The organism is Bradyrhizobium sp. 61 (genome assembly GCF_023073075.1).
GTDB classification, from domain to species: domain Bacteria; phylum Pseudomonadota; class Alphaproteobacteria; order Rhizobiales; family Xanthobacteraceae; genus Bradyrhizobium; species Bradyrhizobium barranii.
The window spans coordinates 12,888-38,295 of sequence record NZ_JADPIU010000003.1; the positions used below are offsets into that span (position 1 = coordinate 12,888).

At 64.8% G+C, this 25,408-nt stretch carries 26 protein-coding genes; 10 read left to right on the plus strand and 16 right to left on the minus strand.

What is annotated here, in order from left to right:
- The first annotated feature begins 38 nt into the window (after positions 1-38).
- The gene (locus IVB46_RS00560; RefSeq protein WP_063982784.1) at positions 39-467 is read left to right on the plus strand and encodes an HIT domain-containing protein; all 429 of its coding nucleotides are present in this window, start codon (positions 39-41) and stop codon (positions 465-467) included.
- 90 nt (positions 468-557) lie between these two features.
- Here the strand turns inward: IVB46_RS00560 and tsaA are convergent, their stop codons facing one another.
- The 4 genes from tsaA to IVB46_RS00580 all read right to left on the minus strand — a co-directional run bounded on the left by tsaA (position 558) and on the right by IVB46_RS00580 (position 3,299).
- Positions 558-1,049, minus strand: coding sequence for a tRNA (N6-threonylcarbamoyladenosine(37)-N6)-methyltransferase TrmO (gene tsaA, locus IVB46_RS00565; RefSeq protein WP_247315978.1), 492 nt, complete (start codon positions 1,047-1,049; stop codon positions 558-560).
- Positions 1,050-1,080: 31 nt separating this feature from the next.
- Entirely contained in the window at positions 1,081-1,431 is a 351-nt protein-coding gene (locus tag IVB46_RS00570; protein WP_247315976.1) for an AzlD domain-containing protein, read from the minus strand.
- Positions 1,428-2,168: an AzlC family ABC transporter permease gene (locus IVB46_RS00575; protein ID WP_063982781.1), complete on the minus strand. Its 741-nt coding sequence runs from the start codon at positions 2,166-2,168 to the stop codon at positions 1,428-1,430. The genes IVB46_RS00570 and IVB46_RS00575 overlap by 4 nt, the downstream gene beginning before the upstream one ends.
- Before the next feature lie 108 nt (positions 2,169-2,276).
- Positions 2,277-3,299: a lytic transglycosylase domain-containing protein gene (locus tag IVB46_RS00580; protein WP_247341617.1), complete on the minus strand. Its 1,023-nt coding sequence runs from the start codon at positions 3,297-3,299 to the stop codon at positions 2,277-2,279.
- A gap of 39 nt (positions 3,300-3,338) precedes the next feature.
- Between IVB46_RS00580 and IVB46_RS00585 the strand changes: the two genes are divergently transcribed.
- The gene (locus IVB46_RS00585) at positions 3,339-4,355 is read left to right on the plus strand and encodes a TRAP transporter substrate-binding protein (protein ID WP_247315997.1); all 1,017 of its coding nucleotides are present in this window, start codon (positions 3,339-3,341) and stop codon (positions 4,353-4,355) included.
- 82 nt (positions 4,356-4,437) lie between these two features.
- Here IVB46_RS00585 and IVB46_RS00590 read toward each other — a convergent pair whose 3' ends face one another.
- From IVB46_RS00590 to IVB46_RS00610, 5 genes are all read right to left on the minus strand, one after another.
- Entirely contained in the window at positions 4,438-4,626 is a 189-nt protein-coding gene (locus tag IVB46_RS00590; RefSeq protein ID WP_247315970.1) for a hypothetical protein, read from the minus strand.
- A gap of 42 nt (positions 4,627-4,668) precedes the next feature.
- A complete protein-coding gene (locus IVB46_RS00595; protein ID WP_063982778.1) occupies positions 4,669-4,911 on the minus strand; it encodes a hypothetical protein in 243 nt (80 codons plus the stop codon).
- A gap of 59 nt (positions 4,912-4,970) precedes the next feature.
- Entirely contained in the window at positions 4,971-6,269 is a 1,299-nt protein-coding gene (locus IVB46_RS00600) for a glycoside hydrolase family 130 protein (RefSeq protein WP_085405552.1), read from the minus strand.
- 34 nt (positions 6,270-6,303) lie between these two features.
- Positions 6,304-8,589, minus strand: a complete 2,286-nt coding sequence (locus IVB46_RS00605; RefSeq protein ID WP_247315968.1) for a glycosyltransferase family 4 protein — start codon at positions 8,587-8,589, stop codon at positions 6,304-6,306.
- A gap of 419 nt (positions 8,590-9,008) precedes the next feature.
- On the minus strand, positions 9,009-9,203 hold the full coding sequence (locus IVB46_RS00610; protein ID WP_063982774.1) for a hypothetical protein: 195 nt from the start codon (positions 9,201-9,203) through the stop codon (positions 9,009-9,011).
- 292 nt (positions 9,204-9,495) lie between these two features.
- Between IVB46_RS00610 and IVB46_RS00615 the strand changes: the two genes are divergently transcribed.
- Positions 9,496-10,134: an HAD family hydrolase gene (locus IVB46_RS00615; protein ID WP_247315967.1), complete on the plus strand. Its 639-nt coding sequence runs from the start codon at positions 9,496-9,498 to the stop codon at positions 10,132-10,134.
- On the opposite strand, the gene IVB46_RS00620 is transcribed toward IVB46_RS00615, so the two are convergent.
- A complete protein-coding gene (locus IVB46_RS00620) occupies positions 10,131-11,171 on the minus strand; it encodes a phenylacetaldoxime dehydratase family protein (protein WP_247315966.1) in 1,041 nt (346 codons plus the stop codon). The genes IVB46_RS00615 and IVB46_RS00620 overlap by 4 nt on opposite strands.
- 28 nt (positions 11,172-11,199) lie before the next feature.
- A complete protein-coding gene (locus IVB46_RS00625) occupies positions 11,200-12,216 on the minus strand; it encodes a carbon-nitrogen hydrolase family protein (protein ID WP_247315965.1) in 1,017 nt (338 codons plus the stop codon).
- Between the two features lie 196 nt (positions 12,217-12,412).
- Here IVB46_RS00625 and IVB46_RS00630 point away from each other — a divergent pair, with 196 nt between their 5' ends.
- The 5 genes from IVB46_RS00630 (at position 12,413) to IVB46_RS00650 (ending at position 17,032) form a co-directional block, all read left to right on the plus strand.
- Positions 12,413-13,369, plus strand: a complete 957-nt coding sequence (locus tag IVB46_RS00630) for a helix-turn-helix domain-containing protein (RefSeq protein ID WP_014494661.1) — start codon at positions 12,413-12,415, stop codon at positions 13,367-13,369.
- Positions 13,370-13,468: 99 nt separating this feature from the next.
- On the plus strand, positions 13,469-13,705 hold the full coding sequence (locus IVB46_RS00635) for a hypothetical protein (RefSeq protein WP_028150544.1): 237 nt from the start codon (positions 13,469-13,471) through the stop codon (positions 13,703-13,705).
- Positions 13,706-13,821: 116 nt separating this feature from the next.
- Positions 13,822-14,847, plus strand: a complete 1,026-nt coding sequence (locus IVB46_RS00640; protein ID WP_247315964.1) for an aldo/keto reductase — start codon at positions 13,822-13,824, stop codon at positions 14,845-14,847.
- A gap of 182 nt (positions 14,848-15,029) precedes the next feature.
- Positions 15,030-16,451: an MFS transporter gene (locus IVB46_RS00645; RefSeq protein WP_247315962.1), complete on the plus strand. Its 1,422-nt coding sequence runs from the start codon at positions 15,030-15,032 to the stop codon at positions 16,449-16,451.
- A gap of 122 nt (positions 16,452-16,573) precedes the next feature.
- On the plus strand, positions 16,574-17,032 hold the full coding sequence (locus tag IVB46_RS00650) for a PEGA domain-containing protein (RefSeq protein WP_247315960.1): 459 nt from the start codon (positions 16,574-16,576) through the stop codon (positions 17,030-17,032).
- A gap of 71 nt (positions 17,033-17,103) precedes the next feature.
- Here IVB46_RS00650 and clpA read toward each other — a convergent pair whose 3' ends face one another.
- Both clpA and clpS read right to left on the minus strand, forming a co-directional pair.
- The gene (gene clpA / locus IVB46_RS00655) at positions 17,104-19,518 is read right to left on the minus strand and encodes an ATP-dependent Clp protease ATP-binding subunit ClpA (RefSeq protein ID WP_014494656.1); all 2,415 of its coding nucleotides are present in this window, start codon (positions 19,516-19,518) and stop codon (positions 17,104-17,106) included.
- A gap of 291 nt (positions 19,519-19,809) precedes the next feature.
- Positions 19,810-20,142, minus strand: coding sequence for an ATP-dependent Clp protease adapter ClpS (clpS, locus tag IVB46_RS00660; RefSeq protein WP_014494655.1), 333 nt, complete (start codon positions 20,140-20,142; stop codon positions 19,810-19,812).
- A 450-nt stretch (positions 20,143-20,592) separates the two neighbouring features.
- Between clpS and IVB46_RS00665 the strand changes: the two genes are divergently transcribed.
- Positions 20,593-20,865, plus strand: a complete 273-nt coding sequence (locus IVB46_RS00665; RefSeq protein ID WP_247315958.1) for a hypothetical protein — start codon at positions 20,593-20,595, stop codon at positions 20,863-20,865.
- A 117-nt stretch (positions 20,866-20,982) separates the two neighbouring features.
- Here IVB46_RS00665 and IVB46_RS00670 read toward each other — a convergent pair whose 3' ends face one another.
- Positions 20,983-21,321, minus strand: coding sequence for a phasin family protein (locus IVB46_RS00670; RefSeq protein WP_014494653.1), 339 nt, complete (start codon positions 21,319-21,321; stop codon positions 20,983-20,985).
- A gap of 389 nt (positions 21,322-21,710) precedes the next feature.
- Between IVB46_RS00670 and IVB46_RS00675 the strand changes: the two genes are divergently transcribed.
- Positions 21,711-23,561: a D-alanyl-D-alanine carboxypeptidase gene (locus IVB46_RS00675; RefSeq protein ID WP_247315957.1), complete on the plus strand. Its 1,851-nt coding sequence runs from the start codon at positions 21,711-21,713 to the stop codon at positions 23,559-23,561.
- Positions 23,562-23,779: 218 nt separating this feature from the next.
- Here IVB46_RS00675 and IVB46_RS00680 read toward each other — a convergent pair whose 3' ends face one another.
- Complete coding sequence (locus tag IVB46_RS00680; RefSeq protein WP_063982763.1) at positions 23,780-24,505, minus strand: DnaJ domain-containing protein; 726 nt, start codon at positions 24,503-24,505, stop codon at positions 23,780-23,782.
- Positions 24,506-24,564: 59 nt separating this feature from the next.
- Positions 24,565-25,308 (minus strand): VWA domain-containing protein, encoded by a 744-nt coding sequence (locus IVB46_RS00685; protein WP_247315953.1) that lies wholly within the window; start codon positions 25,306-25,308, stop codon positions 24,565-24,567.
- Positions 25,309-25,408: the final 100 nt, after the last annotated feature.

The following is a 25,408-nucleotide window of genomic DNA, read 5'->3' on the forward strand; positions in this document are numbered from 1 at the left end:
CTGATGACAGTAAGCGCAAAATTCGAGGAGCCGCCGCCATGACCGCCTACGACCCCAACAACATCTTCGCGAAGATCCTGCGCGGCGAGTTTTCCTGCCACAAGGTCTATGAGGACGAGCATGTGTTTGCCTTCCTCGACATCATGCCGCGGGTATCGGGCCATACGCTGGTGATCCCGAAGGCCCCTGCCCGCAACATCCTCGACATCAAGCCTGACGACTACGCCCACGTCGCCCGCGGCGCGCACAAGATCGCGGCCGCTGCGATGAAGGCGTTCGAGGCCGACGGCATCACCGTGCAGCAGTTCAACGAGCCCGCCGGCGGCCAGGTGGTGTTTCATCTCCACATGCACGTGATGCCGCGCCACGACGGCGTGGCCATGCTGCCGCCCGCCAGCCGCAAGGAAGACGTCAAGGTTCTGGAAGAGAACGCGGCCAAGCTGATCGCGGCGCTGAAGGCGGGATAGATATCAGCCCTGTAGCCCGGATGGAGCGAAGCGTAATCCGGGACCTCCCCGCATTCCGCTTCGCTCCGTGCGGGCTACGATCGCCGCCCCTCACTCCGTCTGAAAATCCCCTGCCTGCGGGGCGGCCAGCGGCGTGAATTCGCAACGATCTGGCTTGATGTCGATCAGCGGCGTGTTGTCGATGCAGTCGAGCCCGCGCACCAGAATGGCATTGCCCTCGATGCCGACGAGCTTAACGATCGAGGTGCCGATCGGGTTGGGCCGGACCGGTGAGCGCAGCGAAAACGTGCCGCGGGTCTTCTCGTTGTTCTTCGGGCTTTGCAGGACGATGTCGCGGCGCGACTTGTCGAGCCAGTAGAGCACTTCGAGATTGCTGTAGAAATCGACACCCTTGATGGCCGGCACGAACGGCTCGAAGATCTCGAGCCGGCACACCGGGCCGTCCTGACGTCCCTGTCGCGGCGTCTCCATCCGCGAGGTCCAGGGCGTGCGGATGCGGCCGATGAAGACGAGGCCGGCATCCTCCGTCGACGGCAGATCGATGGCGACCTCGCCCTCGCGGAGCTCGTTTTCGCGAACCATATTTCCCGTTCCTTGCTGTTCGCCGGTGGTTTTAGCCTAACCACCACTTTCCGGCCAGCATGAAGACTTCGCCTGTCACCACGCCTGCGAAGATCGAGCGGCGGGTCAGCAGGAAGCCGACGAGGCCTGCGCCGACCGCGCCATAGCGCAAGACGTCCGGCACGCTGGCGAGCGCCCCCGGCGGCTCCACCACGATCTGGGCGATGACGCCGGCCAGGATGGCGGTGGCGACCGCCCTCACCCAGACCAGCAGCTCCGAGCCCTCGTCGATGCCGCCGCCGAACCACAGGCCCAGCATGCGCCATATCTGGTTGGGAACAACGCCGGCGACGAACAGCACGACGAGTGCGTGCCAGTCGCCGATGAGCTGCGCAAAGCTCATGCGCGCACCTCCCGCCACCAATGCACGCCATAAGCGATCGTGCCGGCCACCAAACCGCTGACGAGAATGTCGAGCCCGGAGTTCATCTTCGCGGCCAGCGGATAGAGCAGAACCCCGAGCGTCAGCGCGACGACGTCGGCGACCTCGCGACTGTTGCGCGCGGTCGAGAACAGGAACGACAGCGGCGTCAGCATCAGGATCGCGGCGCCGAGCGTCTGCGTCAGGTTGGCGGCAAGGAAATAGCCGACCGTGTTGGCGGTGAGACACACGGAGACCAGACCAAAACCAAGCCCGTTGACGAAGGCGATGCGCCGCTCGCGCGGCACTTGCGGCAGGAAGCGATGGCATTCGACCCACAGTGTCACCGCCGTAAGATGCGCGGCGAAGAACAGCTCGCGCCGCTTGGTCGTCGGCGTGCGCATCAGGGGCAGCACCGAGACCACCATCGGAAACAGCCGGATCGCGCTGACGGTGACCGCGATCGCCGATTGGATGATGGTCGCGCCGGAGCCGAGCGTGGTGATCAGAATGATCTGCGCGGGGCCCGCCCAGACGAACAGCGTCGAGCAGAGCGCCCAGAGCAGGCTGAAATGGGTGTCATGGGCGAGCGCGCCGATGCCGAGATAGGTCGCGAACAGGACGAGCGTGAGGATCGTCTGCGTGATCGAACGCAGTCCCCACGCAAACGCGCGCCAGGAACTTTGCCATTGAGGGGAATCGAGCGGAGGAAGCGCCACGGGAGTCTTTGGCCGGATTGCGGAATCGTGCCCGCATAACGGGCAATGCCGTGGCTGGCGTCAAGGAAGCGCGCGGCGGGGCTGGCATGCGCGCGCGGGCAGACGCGCCTACCCGCTCACACCCCGGTTCTTCAGCACGAAGCAGGCACCGCCGGCCTTGCGGATACGGTTGCACAGATCGTCCGCCTCACTCCTCGTGTCCGCGCCGATGCGCACCTGGTAGAAGGCGCGCGTACCGCGGCTGCGCATCACCGAGCTTAGCAAGCTCGGATCGCGGTCGCCGATCACGGTGTTCAGCCGCGTGACGGCGCGGGAATACATCGCCAGCGCCCTGTTGCGGTCGAAGCCGGCAGCGAGCTGTACGCCCCAGACCTTTGCGGCAGCGAGCTCGACATGCTGTTCGAGCTCGGCGACAAAGGCATTCGGCGCGCGCTTCAGAAGCGCCATGAGATCGCGGCAGCTCGTCGGCGGCGAACTCGGCGGTCCCTTGCCGGTCGCTCCCGCCTTGGCCCACGCGTCAACGCTCGTGCCGGTGATGGCATAGACGTAGTTGCGGGTCTGCTCCGGCATGCCGCCGGTGCCGGCGAGCCATTCCTGCACCCGGCGCGGCCCGGCGTTATAGGCGGCTGCGGCCAAGCCGAGATTGCCGAACTGGTTGCGCAGCTCGTTCAAAAATTCGGCCGACTTCGGCAGCGCCTGCACCGGGTTGAAGGGATTGAGCAGCCCGCGCTCGCTGGCAGTGCCCGGCATGAACTGCGCGATCCCCTGCGCATGCTCGCCGCTGCGCGTCATGGGCCCCACGGCATCGGCCTGGAATCGGCTTTCCTGCCAGATCACGCGGGCGAAGAATTCCAGCGGCAGATTGGCATCCCGTGCGGCCGCCTCGACGATCAGGCAGATCGATTCCCGCGTATCGCTCTCGCGCGCAGCGACCGGATTCGCCGGTGGCATCGCAAGCTCCTCGACGCTGGGGACAGCAATATTGGTCTTCGCGGGCGAGCTGTCCCACGCCGCCACCCGTGTCGCCGAGACGAGCAGTGCGGCGACGATGAGTGATGCAGTTCGCGTCAGCCGTGCCCAAGCATCGCTGTGGCGTGCTCCGGCGCGGCATGCAACAAGATGATCTGCCATGTTGTGGCATCGTGCCATGGTTCGACGAGTTGCCAATATATGCTGTTTGACCCGCTTCTCCCAATGCGTTGCCCTGCCCCAGGGATCCGCGCGATCCTTGTCCTCCTAGCCCTCGCCCTGTCCGCCGCGCCGGCCATGGCGCAAGTCAACTGGCGGATGACCACGGAATATCCGCAAAGCAACATTTCCGGGATCGGGCTCACCAGTTTCGCCGATCGTGTCGCGGCGCGCACAAACGGTTTCGTGACCGTAGCTAGCGCTTTCGACAACGAGCTCAAGATCAACTCGGGCGAAATGCCGCGCGCCGCGCTGGATGGTCGCATCGCCGGCGGCGACGCCTTCGCGGGCGCGCTTTCGGGCCTCGACCCGGTGCTCGGATTGTCCACCCTGCCCTTTCTGGTGCAGTCCGTCGACCTCGCCCGCGCCACCAATCTGCGGGCGCGCCCGCTCTACGAGAAGGCGCTCGCGGCGCGCGGCCTGAAGCTGCTCTATGTCACGATCTGGCCGGCCACGGGCCTCTGGTCGGACCATGTGCTGGAAGGCGCCGACGCCCTGCCGAAACTGAATTTGCGGGCCTACGACGCCAACTCCGGCGAGGTCATGCGCGCGGCCGGCGCGAATGCACAGTTCCTGCCGATGGACGCGGCGCTCGCTGGCCTCAGGGAGCACCGGCTGAATGCGTTCCTCACCTCCGGCGACGGCGGTGCGGGACGCAAGCTCTGGGACTTCCTGCCCTACTTCACAGCGATCAACTACGCGATGCCGGTCTCGATCGCCTTCGTCCGCAGCGACACATTTGCCGAACTGTCCGAGCCCATGCAGCGCGAGGTGCTGGCCGCGGCGGCCGAGACCGAGCAAAGCCAATTCGCGCTATTGACCCATCGCACCATCGAAAACTATGCGCGCATGCGCGACAACGGCGTCCGCATCGCCGAGCCGGCGCCGGCATCCCTCGTCGCCGCGCTCCGGAAAGCGGCAACGCCTGCTATCGCCACCTGGGAGACGCAGGCAGGCGCCGATGCCACGGCGATCGTCGAATGGGCGAGACAGCAATAGAGCGAGCCGTGGCGGCCGCCGGCATGCGACTGCGGTGCTGTCTTGAAACGTCCGCCAGTCCCGCCCTTCACTCGCTTCGGTCCTATGCCGGCTTTTCTGCACTGATTGCGCGGTCCAGGGCATCGATCAGCGTTTGAAGCTCGAGGAATTTGTTCCGTGCTCGCTCGGCATTGTCTCTATCAAAGGGAGCGGCCAGCACCTTCGCATGCGTGTCTCTGTCCTCGATCATGCGATCGCGGGCCTTCTTCAATATGTCCAGTCGCTCGTTCATCTGTGCCTCTCCGCCAATATCTGCTCGACCACGATCAGGGCCTCAGTCGAAACCAGCCGGAAGCTCGCCCTTTCGGAAGAACACCGTAGGCTCATCGTCATAGTCGCCCATTTCGGGATCGCCGCTGGACGAGAACGCGACGACGCCGAGTTTGCTCAAGGCCAATCTCTCCGCCGTGCGCAGCGCGCCGCTTTCCGACTTGCAGACGATGGGAGAGTCGGCCTTCAGATTTCCACCCTTGCCGGCGTTGAACGCCTGCACCACGTAGGTTGTTTCGCGGACCATGACGGCACCTCTGACCTGTTGACACACGGAGTTGACGTCAACGACCGCGACAACCGCGCTCAGCCGCGCATCGCTTCGATGAGCGCGGAAATCCTGATCGTTGCAAAGCTTGAGAAGGTGTCCGACACGGCATATGGCAGGATGATCTGATCATTGTGCCTCATCGCACCGCAGGTATAGACGACGTTGGGGACATACCCTTCGCGTTCGGACGGCTCAGGCCGCAGCAGCGGCTCGGCCGAGCGAGCCAGCACCCTGGACGGGTCGCGCTTGTCGAGCAGAGCCGCTCCGATCGAGTATTTCCGGATCGGGCCGACACCATGCGTCAGCAGCAGCCAACCTTCGTCAAGTTCGATGGGTGCCCCGCAATTGCCGATCTGGACGAACTCCCAGGGAAATTGCGGTTTCAAAAGCACCCGGCCGCCCTCCCATGTGTAGAGGTCGTCCGAATAGACCAGATACAGGTTCTCATTGTCCTGTCGCGCGATCATGGCATAGCGGCCGTCGATCTTGCGTGGGAACAGCGCCATGCCCTTGTTGTGGGCTGCAGCCCCCCGCAAAGGCGTTAGTCGAAACGACATGAAGTCGCTGGTCTCGATCAATTCAGACCGGATCGCCCGTCCGCTATAGGCCGTATAGGTCGCGTAGTAGATCGCCCGATCACCGTCGTTGAATTTGACGAAGCGCGCATCCTCGATGCCGTTAGATTGGGATTCGGTCACGGGAAAGATGACCCGCTCGCTGAGGTCTTCCTCGGGCCTGAACACCAGTTCCACGCGGTCGCCGTCCGATCCGGATACGCGATGGCTGATCCGGGGGACCGAGGCAAGGCGCGCCGTCGGATCGACGGCCAGGCTTCCGTCAGCCGCAATCGTTCCGGTTCGAAACGTCAGTGACGACACATGCCCCTCGCCGATGGCCCGGAGGCTGACGATGAATCGCGAACCTCCGTTCGGTGCTCCCGATTGATCGGGGTGCGGGACGATGCTGGGGTTGAACAAGGCAGAGGCTTCGAACGAATACTCACTGAGAAAATAGGCACCAATCAGCTGGCGCTGCGTCTTCGAGAAGACGCCATGCGTGGCGAAAGCGTCCTCCATTTCATCCGCTCGGGTCTCGAACCGCTCCAGGAGGTTACGATGTCGCCCCTGGAAATTGTCGAGCACATCCGCAAGCTGAACTGCAACGGCCTCCGAACTGAGCGCAAGAACCCGGTCGACGATATGATTTGCACGCATCTTGTCGGTCGGGTTCAGGTCGCGGGGTTCGGTTGCCGGCTTGAAGGGCCGCACGATGACCCGCGCTGGATCGGGGCGCAGATTAAGCCCCTGCCGGTTCAGGAAAGAAGCTTGTGACACGGTATCCTCGGCGTGCTGAATGAAAAGATGAAGTTCAGGCGCTCACGGCGCGCAAAGCTGTGGGCCTCGTCAAGCTCGGGTTGACGCGCGCAAGCTGGCGCATCTCAGCAAGCCCGAGGAGATAGCAAACAACGGACTCGCCCCCGCGGTTTTCGTTGGCGCGATCAGCGTGCAAACCATCCCGGCAACTGCCGGTGAGCGGATCGACCAGCGCCACTGAGAGATCGTTGCTGCCCAGGAACCAGGCGAAGGCCCGAGTTGCCATGGCTTTCCATTCGGCATCGCCGTCGGCACGCCACGCAGCGAGGCAGGCGGCGATCGTCGCCGTTGCCTCCACGGGCTGCTGATCAAACGCACGGGGACGTTGCCGCCGCTCGCCGAAGCCGGCGGTGCCGACCGGCCGGAAATGCCCTGCCGCGGTCGTCTGCTGCGTCATGAGCCAGCGCAGAGACCTCAATCCGGCATCGAGATATTGGGGCGCCTGCGTCGCCATGCCTGTGAGGATCAACGCCTGCGGCAGCCGCGCGTTGTCGTAGGCCAACCCTTCCTCAAACCACACCCAGTCCGACGTCTCGACCGACGCCAGACACGCCATCAACCTGCCGGCAAGGGAATGCCGGACGTCCCTGGCGTGGAGATCGTTCGGAGCCACAGCGCAATAAGCGTCCAAGCCCAGCAGCATGAATGCCCATGCGCGGGGCGAACGAAAGCTCGCCGCGATCGACAATGCCTGGGCGAACAAGGCAGCGGCCCACAGGCGCCGGGCCGGGCTCGCGTCTCTGCGTGCAGCCTCGCCCAAAGCCCATAGCGTCCGCCCGTGACTGTCTTCTGACCCTCTGTCCTCAAGCCAGGTTCGATTGAACCCCATGAAGTTGCGAAATTGCCCGGTGTCGGGATTCCAGGCGTGCTGCACGAATGCCGCAAACCGGCTCGTTAGGATTTCGGACAGCGGCTGTTCGCCTGGACCATTGAGGGCGCAGGCCAGCAGCAGCGCTCGGGCATTGTCGTCGACGCAATAGCCGTGCGCGCGATCCGGCACCGAATGGACCGCATGCTGGAACAGGCCGACATCATCGCACATCGACAGGAAATGGCCGATCTGCATATCGGGCGATGCGGGGCTACGTGGCTCCGGCACATTGATGTCCGGGCACGCGAAGAGTTTAAGCCGATGGCCTTGCCGTACATTCTCGAAGACGGACACGTAGCGCTCGGCCACCCGTTCCCATGTCATCATCCGGCTCGCCGCATAGGCGCGCCGCGACATCGCCTTCCGGCGGGCGTCGTCGGTCAGCAGGCCTGCGATCTCGTTGCCGATCGCCGCGGCGTCGCTGAAAGGCACCAGCACTCCGCACCCGTCGGCAAGCAGCTCGCGGGCGTGCCAGTAAGGCGTCGAGACGACTGGCTTCCCCAGTCCGAAGCTGTAGGCCAGGGTTCCCGACGTCATCTGGGCTTCGTTGAGATAGGGCGTGACATAGACGTCGCACATCGAGATGAATTCGAGCAGCGTGGCGAGATCGGCGAACCGGTCGAAGAACACCACGTGGTCATCAATTCCGAGTTCGCGCACCCGCGCCATCAGGCTCTCGCGATAGGCCTCGCCCTGGTTTCGGACCAGGTTGGGGTGCGTTGCGCCAAGCACGACATACACCGCATTCGCGCAGCGCTTCAGAATCGACGGCATGGCGTCGATCATGATTTCGATGCCCTTGTTCGGTGACAACAGGCCGAATGTCAGGATGACCGATTTTTGCTCAAATCCAAGCTTGGCCTTCGCTGCATCGGGCTCGACGAAGGCGACATCCGGAATGCCGTGGGCGATGACCTCGATCTTGTCATCGGCCACCCGGTAGACGTCGCGCAGCAGTTCGCGGCCCTTATTGGCCATCACCACGACCTTCGACGACGCCTCGACGATGCGCTCCATGACCGTCCGCTGCGCAGGTGTCGGATCGGCGAGCACGGTATGGAACGTCGTCACCACCGGCATGGCAAGGCGGGACAACAGCACGAGGATATGGGCCCCGGCCTCACCACCGAAAATCCCGAACTCGTGCTGCAAACACACCGCATCGAACCGGCCGGCATTGAGGAAATCCGCGGCCCGCATGTAGTCTTCGATATTGCCGTCCTTGATCTGGAACGCGACCGCCGGAGGATAATCATAGGCTTGACCGCGATCGGTCATTGCCACGATGCTGGTCTCCAGATCCTGGCGCGAAATCGATATCGCGTTCTTCAGGTCGGTCGTATAGGTCGCAATTCCGCATCGTCGAGGCAGCGAGTTGCCGATCACGGCGATACGGCGGAGCGGCGTCATGTCGGCACCTCTATGATTTCGCTTGATGTCGGAGCGTGCACGGCGGGCGGACGCGCCGGCGAATCCTGTCGTCCGTCACCTCTGCCACGCGCTGCTTGATTGCAAACCTCAACAGCCGCGACAGATATTCTTCAGCTTCGCTGCGGTTCTGGCCTCTTCCGCAATGAAGGGGTCCTTGTAGGCAGCCCGCGCTGCGTCTTGTTCGGCGGCAGTGGGTTGCTTCGGTTTCGGCGGAAACGCAGCGTCGTAGCATGCGAGCCGTCCGCTCGTGCTCTCGATTGCGCGGCAGTCCGGCTCTTTCTCTTTCGCGACCGCGCTTTGCACGAATGTGCCAAGCGCCAATGCGACAATAAGCATTTTCATACGGGTATCGTTCCTCGCGGAGGATCCGGGCGCGCCGTTTGACGCCCCTGCGCTCCTCATGCCTCGAACTGGTCGAACTCGTCAGACAGCAGAACCCGGCCCTGCGGCGTGCATATCCGCACGTCGACATAGCCTTCCTGCAACAGCTCCCTCGCCTTCTTCAGAGCGGCGGCCGTCGTGGTGCGGGCCAGGCTGACGTAGCCGCTTTGATCGCGTCCGCTCACCAGATATTGGAGCGGCGTCCTATCCATGCAGAAAAGCCGCAGCGGCCACCAGGAGCAACAGAAAAAGCGGGACGATCACCGGCGGCACGATCCAGTCGGCCAGATTAAAGCGAGGCATGGGCGCTCCTCCTCGTTCGGCGGGAGCGCTAGTGACCCTCAGTCACCGATGGATGCCATGGGAAGGGCGGTGATCGCAGGACTTTACGCTTATGCCCTGCCAATAGCGAGCTTTAAAACGTCGCGCGACGCGGCGGCGTTGCCTTGAGCAGCCGCGTCGTTTAGGTCAAACAACGGCGGTATCAACACGGGCACGACTGGCATGGCTACAATCTTCTTCGATCTCGATGGCACGCTGACCAACCCGAAGCCCGGGATCACCCGCTCGATCCAATACGCGCTGGAGCGGCTCGACCTTGCCGTGCCGAGCGAGGACGAGCTGACCTGGTGCATCGGGCCGCCCCTGCACGCCAGCCTGAAGAAGCTCACCGGAAGCGACGAGCTCGCCGACCGCGCGCTACTGCTTTATCGCGAGCGATTTGCCGATATCGGCCTGTTCGAGAATGAGGCCTATGCCGGCATCATCGACACGCTGACGACGATCGCCGCAACCAGCCAGCGCATGTTCGTCGCCACCAGCAAGCCCGCGGTCTACGCCATCCGCATCGTCGATCATTTCGGCCTGAAGCCGTATTTCGAGCGCGTGTTCGGCTCCGAGCTCGACGGCACGCGTGTCGACAAGCGCGACCTGCTGCGCTACGCGCTCGTCGAAGCGAAGGTCGATCCCGTCAGCGCCATCATGATCGGCGACCGCAGCCACGACGTGGTCGGCGCCCGCACCAACGGCATGACCGCGATCGGCGTGCTCTATGGCTATGGCAGCGAGGCCGAGCTGCGGGATGCCGGCGCGCATCACATCTGCGCCGCGCATCCCGAACTGCTCGGCCACTGCGCAGCCTAGGCGCTGACGGTCTCGACCGCCGCCAGCATGCCGGTCTTCGAATGGCAGTTCAGATATTCGAAGAACTGCTCGTCCGCGGCCGCCACCGTGACCTCGTGATAGAGCCGCAGCTTTGCCGACGGCCCGAGCGTCGACAGGTATTTCATCGCCGCGCCGAATATCTTGACGTGGGTCGGATGCGATTCCGCCCAGCGCTCAAGTGCGGCGAGGCTCTTCCACCAGCTCTGGCCGTAGGACTTTTCGCTCACGCTGCCGTCGGCGGAGAGCACCTGCATGTAGCGGTTGGCGTAGCATCCGATGGCTAGCCCGTCGTCGCGCAGAAAATCCATGCCCTCGCGCAGCACCGGCTCGACGTCGTCGAGGTAGAGCTTTCGTTCCGATGCCTCCGTATCGCTCCAGTCCTGCCCGGAGCGGATCAGGCAGAGATTGTCGTGCGCCTTCACCCGCAGCCGCGCGCCGTCGCGGATCAATTCCGGCGCGCCGCCCGGCGTCATCGGATCGGTCTGCGACAGCGGAATGCGATCGCGCATGCCGCCCCAATAGGCGTGCTCCTGCACCTCGCCGCTCATGCCGTCGGCGATTGCGGCCACGCCCTCGGGCCGGTCGAGCGAGGAAAACAGCGTCTCGTGCCGGGCGACCGTGGGACGCAGCACCTCAATGAAGGTGCCGATGCCCTCGCGCGCCTTCACAGTCCACGCCTCGCGTGCCGGCGCGAACCATGCGTCGAAGCGCGCGATGTCGTCCCAATAGGCAACCGACACGACGGTCTCATAACCGGCGCGGTCGAGGTAGCGGGCGCGGTCCCAATGCGACGGCCCGCCGTCAGCAGCAAACCGCGCCGCGATCTCGGCGAGCGCCGCCGTCGCAGCCGCCGGCGCCGCGCCGCGATACTGCACACCGAAATAGGCCATCACGACGCGGCTCACGGCGGGCTTGTAGCGCGCCACGAACGACGGATATGGCGGCTGGTAATCGTCCGGCACGCGCTTGTGGCGCGTGCGCTGGGTCTCGAGATGCAGAGGAATTGCGGATTCCATGATCGTACCCTCCCCTTGATCCCGGCGATCAGCTCGCCGCCGCCGCGATGTCCGTGGGCTCAATGGTGTCGACCGGCAGCGCGAACTGCTCGACGCGCTGGTATCGCTTCTTGTTGAGCAGGAGCCGCGTCACGTCGGGCCGCGAATAATGCCCGGCGGGATCGGCAGCGTTCTTGGCAACACCGATGGCGCCGAGATCGATCTCGGCAATCAGCAGCCCCTCCTGGTCCGGCGCCAGCTTGTCGCCGATCTGGCTGCCGTCGGGACCGTAGATCGCGGCGAATCCGCCGCCCACATGCAGCAACGCATTCTTGTCCGGTCGGTCGCAGAGCTCGTCGATCATGGCCTGCGAGACCGTCGCGCATGGCGCGAGCACGAAGCAGGAGCCCTCCACCGCATAGACGCGCGAGGCGGCATTGTTGACCTCGGCGCCGAGCGCCGGCGCGAAGGGATCGTAGAGCGAGAAGCTCGGCCAGGCCGCGACATGCACCTGCTCGTTCTGGGCGTACATCGCGTATTTCGACAGTGGCTGGAGATGCTCCCAGCAGCACAGTGCGCCGATGCGGCCGATGTCCGATCTTGCGTGCACGGCGAGATCGCTGCCGTCACCCTCGCCATAGACCGTGCGCTCGGCATGGGTCGGCCGCAGCTTGCGGCGCTTTGCGATGGTCTCGCCGTCGGGCCCGATCAGCCATTGCGCCAGATAGAGACTGCCGCCGTCGCGCTCGGACAGGCCGAGCACGGCGGTGAGCTTTGCCTTGCGTACGGCGTCGCACAGCCGCTCGGCCTGCGGACTGTCATAGGACAGCGAGTTGTCGAAGTAGCGCTGCACGAAGCCGCGGCCGATCGCCCAGGCCGGCGAGTCCATCCAGATATGCCAGGGGTAGCCGGGGATGAAGGCCTCGGGAAAGGCGATCAGCTTGGCGCCCTTCTCGGCGGCGTCCCTGATCAGCGCGATCGACTTGTCGATCGAGGCGTCGAGATCCAGCCAGGCGGGCGCCGCCTGCACCACCGCGACCTTGTATTTCGGATGTTCGATGCCCATTGCCGCCTCCATTGCCGGTTGATCGGAAGCCACGTCCGATGCAGTCTATTTGGCCAAGCCACCCGGCCGGGCGCTCGACCGCAGTGGAACAAAAACTCGACTGGCCGGGATCGCCGACGGGTACGGGACTTGCCTTCGGTCTGGCTGGATCTGCGCCAACATGCGGTTTGCAGGATGTGAAAGGGAGGCTGTCCAGATGCCAATCCAGTTCACGACAGACGGCAGCCCCGGCTACCGCCGGCTGGCGCTGTGGCAGGACATCGTCTGCGACGTTTTCGTCGGGCTCGACTGCAAGTCCGACCTCGGCAGCGCCTTTCGCGGCTCGGTCACACAGGCCCCGCTCGGCAGGGCCGTGTGCTCCGAGGTCTGCTCCGACCGCCAGCACGTATTCCGGACGCCGTCCCGCATCGCGCGTTCGGATCAGGATTTTGTCCTGGTTGCGCTCGGCAATCGCGGCGACGGAGGCGTGGTGCAGGACGGCCGCGAGACCGTGATCCATCCCGGCGAGTTCGCGCTCTACGACACGACGCGGCCCTATGAGCTGAAGTTCAACCACGCCTTCACGCAAACGATCTTCAAGGTGCCCCGCGAAATGCTGCAGCGCCGGCTCGGCGCCACCGAGACGCTCACCGCGATGTCGTTCGGCGCCGATGTGCCGCTCGAACGGCTCGCGTATGATTTCATCTTCAGGCTTTGCCAGAGCGCGGACCGACTTGCCCCGGACAATGCTGCGGCGCTGTCGGAGCAGGCCGTCGATCTGCTCGCGATGGCGCTGAGCGAACGGCTCGGCAAGACATCGCTGCCGTCCTCCACCCACCGCTCCGCCCTGCTCTACCGCTTGAAGGCCCATATCCGCGCTCATTTGGCGGATCCCGACCTCTCGCTGTCGGAGGCCGCGGCTGCACTCGGCATCTCGCCGCGCTATGTGAACGATCTCCTCGCCGACGAGGATACCTCGTTCCAGCGCCACGTGCTTGCCGAGCGTCTGGCCCAATGCCGGCGTGACCTCGCCTCGCCCGTGCTGGCCCATCGCCACGTCAGCGAGATCGCCTTCGCCTGGGGCTTCAACGATCTCTCACATTTCGGCCGTGTCTTCCGCGAGCATTTCGGGATGTCGCCGCGCGACTTCAGACAGAGCCAGTTGCGGCACTGACATCCAGCCAGCTATCACCTTGAGCCTTCGCTGCAGGCGAAGGCAAGGCTCGTCAATTCCAGATTGCCTTGTCCGGCTGCGCGCATCAGGCTGGCGTGCATGAGGACTCACGCCACCATAAGCGGATCGGAGCTGTTGCTGGGTGTGATCGCGATCAGGCTCGCGGTGCTGGTCCTGGTGGGCTGGGGCCTGACGCTGCTGCCGCGGCAGGCGCGTGACGGCGAAGCTGCCTGCTTCCCCTCGCCCGCAACCAGGGTCGAGGCTCAGTCATCGGTGAAGACGCCAGGCGCGCGCGTTGCCGATGCAGCATTCGATGACATGCGTCTGCACGACTAGGCCATTCCCGAGCAAGGCCGGTATGTGAGCGCGTGATAGGACGCGGCCCGCGCTTGCATTACCATCGCACCCCAAGGCCGCACCGATCAACCAGCGGCCAGCCGAGGAGCATATCGATGGAATACCGACGCTTGGGCCGATCCGGCCTCATGGTGCCCGCTTTGAGCCTGGGAACGGGCACCTTCGGCGGCGTCGGCCGCCTTGCTGCATGGGGCACGACGGACGCGGCCGAGGCGCGGCGCCTTCTGGATATCTGCCTCGAGGCCGGGGTGTCGATGTTCGACACCGCCAACGTCTATTCGCTCGGCGAATCCGAGCGCGTCCTCGGCGAGGCCATCAAGGGCCGCCGCGACAAGGTTCTGATCTCGACCAAGGCCACCTTCCGCTTCGGCGATGGGCCCAACGACATCGGCTCGTCACGGCAGCATCTGCTCGCGGCAATCGACGGTTCGCTGAGCCGGCTCGGCACCGATTACATCGACCTGTTCCAGCTTCACGGCTTCGACGCGTTCACCCCGCCTGAAGAGGTGCTTGCGACTCTCGACGTGCTCGTGCGCGCCGGCAAGATCCGCTACGTCGGCGTCTCCAACTTTTCGGGCTGGCACCTGATGAAGTCGCTCTCGGTTGCCGACAAGCATGGCTTCCCGCGCTACGTCGCCAACCAGACCTACTATTCCCTGATCGGGCGCGACTACGAATGGGAGCTGATGCCGCTCGGTCTCGACCAAGGGCTGGGCGCCGTGGTCTGGTCACCGCTCGGATGGGGACGCCTCACCGGAAAAATCCGCCGCGGCCAGCCGAAGCCCGAGGTCAGTCGCCTGCCCAAGACCGCCGATTTCGGCCCGCCCGTGCCCGATGAGCACGTCTATCGCGTCGTCGAGGCGATCGACGAGGTCGCCAAGGAGACGGGCAAGAGCGTCTCCCAGATCGCGCTCAACTGGCTGCTCCAGCGTCCGACGGTCTCGACGCTGATCATCGGCGCGCGCAACGAGACGCAGCTGCGCGAAAATCTCGGCGCGGTCGGCTGGACATTGACCAAGGACCAGATCGCAAAGCTCGATGCCGCGAGCAAGGTGACCTTGCCCTATCCCTACTGGCACCAGCGCACCACCTTCACCGACCGCAATCCGCCGGCGGTGTAGAGACGGCCAACTGCCCGACCGCTCGGCTCCCCGAGCCCTCGCGAAAGCGTCCCGACCCGTTTTCCTGCGCCGGAAGGCCTGCTTCCGGCGCAGGAACCGTCCGGGTCCTGCCGGGTTGCGATCCATCCTGCAATTTCCTAATCCGGGGATGAATCACGGCTCCAATCAGGCGCGCCTCCATCATGTCGTCTGCCCCGATCGAGCATGCCGACGGCCTGCCGCAGCCGCAGCGCAACCAGGCGGTGCTGACGATTGCGCTCGGCATCATCATGGCGGTCGTCGACAGCGCCATCGCCAACGTGGCGCTGCCGACGATCGCAGCCGACCTCGATGCGAGCCCGGCCTTCTCAATCTGGATCGTCAATGGCTACCAGCTCGCGATCACGATCTCGCTCTTGCCGCTGGCGTCGCTCGGCGAGATCGTCGGCTATCGCCGCGTCTATCTGGCCGGGCTCGTACTGTTCACGCTCGCATCCGCCTTCTGCGCGCTGGCGCATACGCTGCCGCTGCTGACGATCGCGCGCATCATCCAGGGTTTTGGCGCGGCCGGCATCATGAGCGTCAACGCGGCACTGGTGCGCTTCACCTACCCGCGCAGCCAGCTCGGCCGCGGCATCGGGATCAACGCGCTCGTCGTCGCCTTCTCGGCCGCGGTCGGCCCGACGCTCGCCGCGGGCATCCTGGCGGTCGGAACCTGGCCTTGGCTGTTCGCCATCAACGTCCCGCTGGGTGCGGTGACGCTGGTGCTCGGCCTGCGCAGCCTGCCGCACACAAAACCCGCCAGCCATTCCTTCGACTGGCAGAGCGCAGGGCTGTCCGCGATCACCTTCGGCGTCGGCATCGCGGCCGTCGACAGCGTCGGTCATGGCGAGGCCGCCGTCACCTGTCTCGTTCAATTCGCCATCGCCATCGTCGCGGGTGCGCTGCTGATCTACCGCGAAACCCACATGACCTCGCCGCTGCTGCCGGTCGACCTGTTGCGCATCCCGGTGTTCGCGCTGTCGATTGCGACCTCGATCGCCTCGTTCTGCGGACAGATGCTGGCCTTCGTCGCGATCCCCTTCTACCTCCAGAGCCGCTTCGGTTATTCGGCGGTGCATATGGGGCTCCTGATCACGCCATGGCCGATCGCGGTGGCGTTCGCAGCCCCGCTCGCCGGCCGCCTGGTCGAGCATTATCCGGCCGGCCTGCTCGGCGGCATCGGGCTGACGCTGTTTGCCTGCGGCCTCGGCGCACTCGCCTTCCTGCCTGCAAGCCCGACGCCGCTCGACGTGATCTGGCGGATGGCGCTGGCGGGGGCCGGCTTCGGCCTATTCCAGACCCCCAACAACCGCACCATGATCGCGGCCGCCCCGCGCGAGCGCGCCGGCGGCGCCAGCGGCATGCTGGGCACGGCGCGCCTGCTCGGCCAGACCACCGGCGCGGCGCTGGTGGCGCTGTTGCTCGGCCGCTATCCGACCGAGGGAACCAGGATCGCGCTCCTTGTCGGCGTTGGATTTGCGCTGTGCGGTGCAGTGCTGAGCATGCTGCGGCTCTCTCCCGCGGGCGCGCGCGGCGCCGAGCACGTCCGGGTACAGGACGACCAGCGCCTGCGCGGCGAATAGCTCACGTCCAGGTTCTGCTGCTCTCGCGCGCAACTTGTGCGTGGCTTAACTATCTGAACCAATGACGTATTGCCCTCCCGCTCCGGTTGCGCTTCATTGACGCGGGGAATAAGGGGCATTTCATGCGTTCATTTGGAATTGTGGCGCTCAGCGTCATGCTGGGCGGCTGCGCGTCTGTCACGCGTGGTACGACCGAAAACATCAGCATCTCATCGACACCGTCGGGCGTGGAAGCCGTCGTCAGCGGAATGGAAGTTCCGACCACCTGCACGACGCCGTGCTCCGTGGTCGTCAAGCGGAACGCCGACATTTCGATCACCTTCCAGAAGGAAGGCTATGAACCGCAGATCGTGCCGCTCAGCCGGGACATACCGACCTCCGGGGCCGCCGGCTTCGCGGGAAATCTTTTGCTCGGCGGTGTCGTCGGCACGGGCGTCGATGCTGCCACCGGGGCGGCAACCGATCACAAGCCGAATCCTGTCATCGTGACCATGCAGCCGTCAGCTCCTGCCCGCGCACGGCCACCCGCGCCGAAGAAGCCGCGGTCGCCGGCGGCGCCTGCGCCCGACACCGGCACCTAGCGCCTCGCAACTGCCACGCAAACAAAAAGGCCGGCTTTTCAGCCGGCCTTTTCAATTCATATCGCTCGCAATCAAGCCTTGACCAGCGGGCCCTTCGAGGTCGGCCCCTTCGAGCCGCCGGAGCCACCACCGCCCGGCTTGGACTTGCCCGGCGGACGCTTGCGGGCGCCAGGCAGCTTCTCCTGCTTCGGCGTGATCGGACCGTCGAGGAACTCGAACCCTATCTTGTCCTTGGTCTCGTCGGCCTCGTCCTTGACCAGGACGACGCGAACGTGGCCGCCACCCTTGAGCTTGCCGAACAGCACCTCGTCGGCCAGCGGCTTCTTGATGTGCTCCTGGATGACGCGGGCCATGGGCCGTGCGCCCATCTGCTCGTCGTACCCATGCTGGACCAGCCACGTCTTGGCGGGCTCGGACAGTTCGATGGTAACGTCGCGATCGCCGAGCTGCGCTTCGAGCTGAAGCACGAACTTCTCCACGACCGTACCGATCACCTCGACGCTGAGATGGCCGAACGAGACGATGGCATCGAGACGGTTGCGGAATTCCGGCGCGAACTGCCGGTTGATCGCCTCGTGGTCGTCGCCTTCCCGCTTCGAGCGGGTGAAGCCGAACGCCTGCTTGGCGAGATCCGAAGCACCCGCATTCGTGGTCATGATCAGGATCACGTTGCGGAAGTTGACCTGCTTGCCGTTATGGTCGGTGAGCCGGCCGTGATCCATGATCTGGAGCAGCACGTTGTAGAGGTCGGGATGCGCCTTCTCGATTTCGTCGAGCAGAACCACGCAATGCGGATGCTGATCGACGCCGTCGGTGAGCAGGCCGCCCTGGTCGAAGCCGACATAGCCGGGAGGCGCGCCGATCAGGCGCGACACGGTGTGCCGCTCCATGTATTCGGACATGTCGAAGCGCAACAACTCGACGCCGAGCGACGCCGCCAGCTGCTTTGCGACTTCGGTCTTGCCGACGCCGGTCGGTCCCGAGAACAGATAGCAGCCGATCGGCTTCTCCGGCTCGCGCAAACCGGCACGCGCCAGCTTGATCGAAGCGGCGAGCGACTCGATCGCCTTGTCCTGACCGAACACTGTGCGCTTCAGGGTCTGCTCGAGATGCTTGAGCACCTCGGCATCGTCCTTCGACACGCTCTTCGGCGGGATCCGCGCCATCGACGCGATCGTGGTCTCGATCTCCTTGATGCCGATGGTCTTCTTGCGCTTGTTCTCGGCCACCAGCATCTGCGCCGCACCTGACTCGTCGATCACGTCGATCGCCTTGTCGGGCAGCTTGCGGTCATGGATGTAGCGCGAGGAGAGCTGCACCGCGGCCTCAATTGCCTCATTGGTGTACTTCAGCCGATGGTAGTCCTCGAAGTACGGCTTGAGACCCTTGAGGATCGCGATCGCATCCTCGACCGTCGGCTCGTTGATGTCGATCTTCTGGAAGCGCCGCACCAGCGCGCGGTCCTTCTCGAAGTGCTGGCGGTATTCCTTGTAGGTGGTCGAGCCCATGCAGCGGATCGTGCCCGAGGCAAGCGCCGGCTTGAGCAGGTTCGACGCATCCATCGCCCCGCCCGACGTCGCGCCCGCACCGATCACGGTGTGGATCTCGTCGATGAACAGGATGGCGTTGGGATGCGCTTCGAGCTCCTTCAGCACCTGCTTCAGGCGCTCCTCGAAGTCGCCGCGATAGCGCGTGCCCGCGAGCAGCGTGCCCATGTCGAGCGAGAACACGGTCGCAGCCGCAAGAACCTCCGGCACCTCGCTGTCGACGATGCGCTTGGCGAGGCCCTCCGCGATCGCGGTCTTGCCGACACCGGCCTCGCCCACGAACAGCGGATTGTTCTTCTGCCGGCGGCACAGCACCTGGATCGCTCGGTTGATCTCGGAATTGCGTCCGATCACCGGATCGATCTTGCCGTCGCGCGCCTTCTTGTTGAGGTTGACGCAATAGGTCTCGAGCGCTTCGCCCTTCTTCTTGGCGTCCTCGGTACCCTTTGCCTCGGTCTCTTCGTCGACGCCGCGCACCGGCCGCGCCTCGGAGACGCCCGGCCGCTTGGCGATGCCGTGGCTGATGTAGTTGACGGCATCATAGCGCGTCATATCCTGCTCCTGCAGGAAGTACGCGGCATGGCTCTCGCGTTCGGCGAAGATCGCGATCAGCACGTTGGCGCCGGTCACCTCTTCGCGACCGGACGACTGCACATGGATTACCGCGCGCTGGATCACGCGCTGGAAACCGGCGGTCGGCTTGGCGTCGTCGGCGCCATCCGTCACCAGATTCTCGAATTCGGTTTCAAGGTAATTGACGAGGCTCGTGCGGAGCTTGTCGAGATCGACGCTACAGGCGCGCATGACGGCGGCTGCATCGGAGTCGTCGATCAGGGAGAGCAAGAGATGCTCGAGCGTCGCGTATTGGTGATGACGCTCGTTTGCGATCGCCAGCGCACGATGCAGGGATTGTTCAAGGCTTTGGGAAAAAGTCGGCATTCGCGTCCTCTATGGCCCCCACCATCATGATCGCCATCGCCCGGTCAGGCAACAACAACCTTTGTCACATATAGTTATACAAGACCGCGGCGAAAGACCGGTTCCGCGACTCAAATGGGCATTACGCGCCCACGGCATGCTCGATGCAAAACCCGTTCCGATTTGGGCAGAACTACCCATTTGGGCAGGATTGACGCCGCTGATTTTCGCGGGATCACGCAGCAGGATGTGCTGCCGTCACATACCGCGCGACCAGAACCGATCTAAATAACTCTGGATGTGAACGCGCAGTTACTTCTTTTCCATCACGCATTGCAGCGGATGCTGGTGCTTGCGGGCGAAGTCCATCACCTGCGTCACCTTGGTCTCGGCGATCTCGTAGGTGAATACGCCGCACTCGCCGATGCCGTGATGATGGACATGCAGCATGATCTTGGTCGCGGCCTCGATGTCCTTCTGGAAGAACTTCTCCAGCACATGGACGACGAATTCCATCGGCGTGTAGTCGTCGTTCAGGATCAGCACACGATACAGGTTCGGCCGTTTGGTCTTCGGCTTGACCTTGGTGATGACAGACGTATTCGGCCCCGTCGGTCCGCCCGAACGGTTCTCGTCATTGCTCATACGAGGAGCGTGGGCAGCGGCTTGCGCGGACAGGTCTAGTCTGAAAGTCAGGTGCGGCATGGCTCAGGCGTTCAAATTCCCCACGGAAGCGAGTGACGGTCAGCCGCGCGGCCCCGCCCTTCGGAGCTTTGCACGGGCGCGCCGCCTTGTTGGATCACCGCTTCCAACCGGTCCGGTCAAGCCCGGCTCGATTGTAGGGAATATGGGCCCGCCCCCGGCTCGCCGCAAGCGTGCAACGGTCTGGCCAATATGGTCGAGGCAGTCCCGATTCCCGGTCCGGCGATCCTGACCAAGGTTAGTCAATCCGGACCGATTTGACAAAAGTTTCGGCCGGCACCGTTTAGAACATCTTGACTAGGAATCCGGCCGTTAAGCGGCAGCGGCGGTTTCGCGGGATACCTCCGGTTTTCTACGGTCCAATCGAGCTGCCGTTCAATCGCGTGGCCCCTGGTGCGCATGCGCGTCGCCATGCTGCTCGACAACGCCGGCTCGATGGCCCAGGACGGCAAGATGTCGGCGATGCCGACGGCCGCGAAGAACCTGGTCGATCAGCTCAGTGGCCTCGTGCTCCTCGCCGGCGGTCTCGATGCGCAGAATCGCTGGTGGTACAGCAATGCCTCGCAGATCGACACGCGGCGGAAGAAGCAGCGCGACGACGCCAAGGCGAGCGGCATCGACACGTTCTGTCCGGTGAGGTCGGCGAGTCAGACCGTGTGGGGTTGACGTCGGTACGTCGCTGTCGAAGCTGCGCGTGGCGCGCTGAACCGGATCTCTGTCGCGACAACAAAAAAGCCCGGCTGAACCAGCCGGGCTTTTCGATTCCAGGAGTTCCAGAGGACGTTAGTTGGCAGCCGGGGTGAACTTCGAAACGATGGTCTCGACCGGCTTGAACGCCTGCTTGGCGAGGTCGCTGTAAAGGCCGGCGATCTTCTGCGATTCCGCAACGAAGGTCTCGTAGCTGGAACGGGCGAAGTCGGTCTGCGCTTCCACGGCCTTGTCCAGCGACTTCACGCCGGAAAGCTTCTCGACGAAGGACTTGGTGTCTTCAAACGACTTCTTGGTGTAGTCGCCATACGCGCTGGCGATCGCCTGGAGGCCATGCTGCATCGAGGTCGCGGAAGCAACGCACTGCTCGAACTGCTCTTTCCCGTAGCTCTGAAAGTCTTCAACCTTGAACATTTCGGAATCCTTTTTCCCTGGCTTTGGTCCGGAAGCCCCGGCTCCCTGACTCCGCCCAAAAATAGTGCAACGCACAAAAAAGTCAAGAATCTTGTGCGACGCACAAAATTAGATGCAAATCGCTGAGATTCCCGGGGTTTCCCGCAATGGTTCCTTAAGCTTTTGGAAACCGCGGACCCCTACCCTGATTCCCTGGACGTGTTCAGCTTCCGCGAACGGTCAAAAGCCGTTCGAGAACATCACCTTAGCCAGAACAGCGGCTCAGGCCCAACGTTTCCCGCAGCGAACACCAGCGGAGAGACAGCCTGAGCAGGTAATGATCCCGGGTCGAGTGGGCACAATTTCGCCTCACGGGCCGGTGATCAAGTCAGAAACGGGGACGGGGTTTCATGCTTCGTAAAAACTTGTCTTCCTCGCGCTTGGCGCGGGTTGGCGTTTTCGGGCTTCTTACGGTCACCGCCGTAGTCATCTTCACCGATGCTGCCGAGGCACGGCGTCACCGGCGCAATTACGCGCACCACCGGGTGCAGCGCGATGTGTCCGACAGCTCCAGCCCGAAATTCGCATCGATCATCGTCGACGGCAATTCCGGCTCCGTGCTCCAGGCAACGAGCCCAGACGGAATCCGCCACCCCGCCTCGCTCACCAAGATCATGACGCTCTATCTGCTGTTCGAGCGCCTCGAGTCCGGCAGGATGAAGCTCGACACCGAGATGCCGGTGTCGCAGCACGCCGCCGATCAGGATCCGACCAAGCTGAACCTCCGTGCCGGCCAGACCATCCGCGTCGAGGACGCGATCAAGGGCCTCGTCACCCGCTCCGCCAACGATGCGGCCGTCGTGATCGCGGAAGCGATCGGCGGCGACGAGGACGACTTCGCCCAGATGATGACGCGCAAGGCGCGCTCGCTCGGCATGTCCAAGACGGTCTACCGCAACGCCAACGGCCTTCCCAACGACGAGCAGGTCACGACCGCGCGCGACCAGGCCACGCTCGGCCGCGCCATCCAGGAGCGCTTCCCGCGCTACTATCGCTATTTCGCGACCTCGACGTTCAATTGGCGCGGACAGTCGATCCGCAACCATAACCACCTGCTCGGCAGCGTCGAGGGCGTGGACGGCATCAAGACCGGCTACACCCGCGCCTCCGGCTTCAACCTCGTGACCTCGATGCGTCGCGGCAACCGCCACCTGATCGGCGTGGTGCTCGGCGGCCGCAGCGGCGGCTCGCGCGACGCCACCATGCGCAACCTGCTCGCGGAGAACCTCGAGAAGGGCGCCACCACCCACACCGTCGTCGCTGTCGCCGAGCGCAACGGCGCAGATGCCAATACCGACGTCGCCGATGCATCGGAGACCCCGGCCCGCCCCGCTCCGCAGGTCCAGCAGGCCGCGGCCGCCCCTGCCCCCGAGACGGCCCCGCAACGTCTTGCCTCGCGCCTGTCGGCGCTGGCGGCCGCGACCGCCGCGATGCCGCCGGCTCAAGCCAGGCCTGACACCAGCAAGCCCGAGGTTCGGCCAACTGAATCCAGGATCGAGCCCGCGCCGCTCACCAATGGCGTGATCTCCAGCCAGCCGCTCTCCATCATCCCCGGCTCGTCCGAGCCGATGAAGCCGGTCCGGGTGAAGACTGTTCAGGTCAAGGCCGGCACCGTGAAGGTCGCCTCCGCCGCCCCGGCTCAGGTCGCACCGCAGGTCACGAGCACGATTGCGGCCCGCTCCGACGTCGCGGAGACCTCCGGCGCCGTCGTCGCCCGCGCCGATCTCATCAACAAGCCCGAGATGGCGAGCCAGCCCGAAGCGCCGAAGGCCGAGCTCGCCCGCACCGAGATGCCCCGTCAGCCGGCGGGCTTCGGCACCGGCAACGGCATCCTCGGCGTGCTGCCGGCCGCAACGGTCGCCGCGCCCACTCCGGCTGCTGCGAAGCTCGCTTCGGCCGATCCTGTGCCGCAGCCGATCCAGATGAGCGCCACCACCAAGCCGGTCGTCACCCATAGCGGCTGGATCGTCCAGGTCGGCGCACTCGAGAGCGAGAACGAAGCCCAGCAGCGCATCGACGCCGCCCGCAGCTCGGCCCGCGGCCTGCTCAGCAAGGCCGACCCGTTCACCGAGCCGGTCCTCGCCAAGGACAATCGCAAGCTTTACCGGGCCCGTTTCGCCGGGCTCGAGCGGGACCAGGCCGAAGCCGTCTGCCGCGCCCTGAAGCGCGCCGACATCTCCTGCATCACCGTCCGCAACTGATCTGTCGTACCGCTCCAATCAAAATGCCCGCGCTTTGCGCGGGCATTTTTGTTTGGGGGATCCGGCGATGCCAGTTCCGCGACAACCTCTCGTCAAGGATTTACGGTTAAAACTTTACTCAAGGGATCGACCACGCCGACAAAGGCGGGCATCGGGGCGACGGCAGACAGAGCAAGCGGAGCTTACGCGGTACGGGCGTTTGTAGCGTAGTGCCGGAGTTAGCCGTTATGCGTGCGAAGCAGAGTATCCTTGGCCTCGTTCACACGGGCAGCGAGATACGTCGAGCCCCCCTGGTCGGGATGGAGTTTCTTCATCAGGGACTTGTGAGCCCGGCTGATGTCGTCGCGCCCCGCGCCCGGCTGCAGGCCAAGGATCTGATAGGCTTCCTCCGCCGTCATTTTGCCGCTCGGCGCCGTGCGGCGCTGCCGCCCTGCCGCATCGCCCTGCGCGTTCTGACGCCAAGCGGGAAACCGGCGGTCCAGATAGCTTTCAAGTAGGGCCACGCTCTCGGCGTCGAACGCCGGAGCCATCGCCAGCAGGCCAGCGAGATCGAACTCCTGGAGATCGCGCCCGGCGTGAGGACCGGCGACGATCTGGCCGGCGAGCTGACCCGAATCGTGGTCGAGCCGCATGTCCAGGAATTGCGAGCGTACGCGCGAGGCCTGTCCGGCCGGGCGCGTTGCGCCACCGCCGAACAGCCCGCCGATATTGCCGAAGCCGGCATTGGCCAGCGGCGTCCAGCCCAGGAGCCCGGCGCCGAAAATCCCGAGCGGGATCGCCACCGCCAGCTCGCCCCGCAGGCCAGTGAACGCTGCGACCGCGAGCGCCACCACGCCGCCACCGAACTTGATGGTGCGCGCCAGCACCGCCGGATTGGCGGAGCGGAACATCTGGAGCAGCAGATAAAGCGTGATAACGGCGATGGCGCCGGCGATCAGGGTCATGGCCGGAATATAGTCGCCCTCACGGCAAAATGCATGGCGTCCGTCTCCGACGCGGGCCGCTACTTCATCTGCCCGATCAGCTTGGCCGCACCGCTCGCACTCTTGGCGAGTTTCAACAGCGCCTCGCGGCCGCCGGCGGCATAAGCCGCGGCCGCGCGCAGCAGCTCGCGAAGCTGCGCCGCCGCGCCGGGATCGAACCGGCACCAGGCCCCGCCGGTCAGCCGCGCGATCTCGCGAAAGGCCTGCTCGGCCACGACGTCGGCGCCTTCCTGAAACACGAACACGGGGACCTTGAGCATGCCGAGCTCGCCGGCCTTGGCGCAGAGCTCGTCGACCTTCTCCTCCATGGCATCGCCGACGAAGACGACCGCACGCACGCCCGAAGCGACCGCCTCGCGCCGCACGTCGCTCAGCACCTTGCCGATCTGGGTGTCGCCGCCGCGACAGTCGATCTTGCTCATCAGCATCGCGAGCTTCGCGCTGTCGGAGATCCAGCCCGTGGCGCGACACTCGTTCAAGCCGCGATAATAGACAAGCCGGATGTCGAGGCTGCCGATCGCTGCGGCCTCGCGGAACATGTCCGCCTGGAGCGCGCAGGCCATGTCCCAGGTCGGCTGCCGGCTCATCGTCGCATCCAGCGCGAAAATCAGCCGCCCCTTCGCGCCGGGGGCATGCGGCGACAGCGCACGCGCCTTGGCGACGAACGCAGCGATGTCCTCAGCGGTACTGGCTTGAGGCAGCGTGCCGCCGGTTTGGCTCGAGACGGCATCACGGCCACGCGGTTTGACGGGTTCGCCGGGCATCCCTGCTCGCTTCTTGCGTGAGCGGCTAATGTGGATAGCGCCTGCGGCCCGGTCAATGTGCAAAGCCTCCGCTGGCGGATGCCGGCGGAGGCTTTGCAGG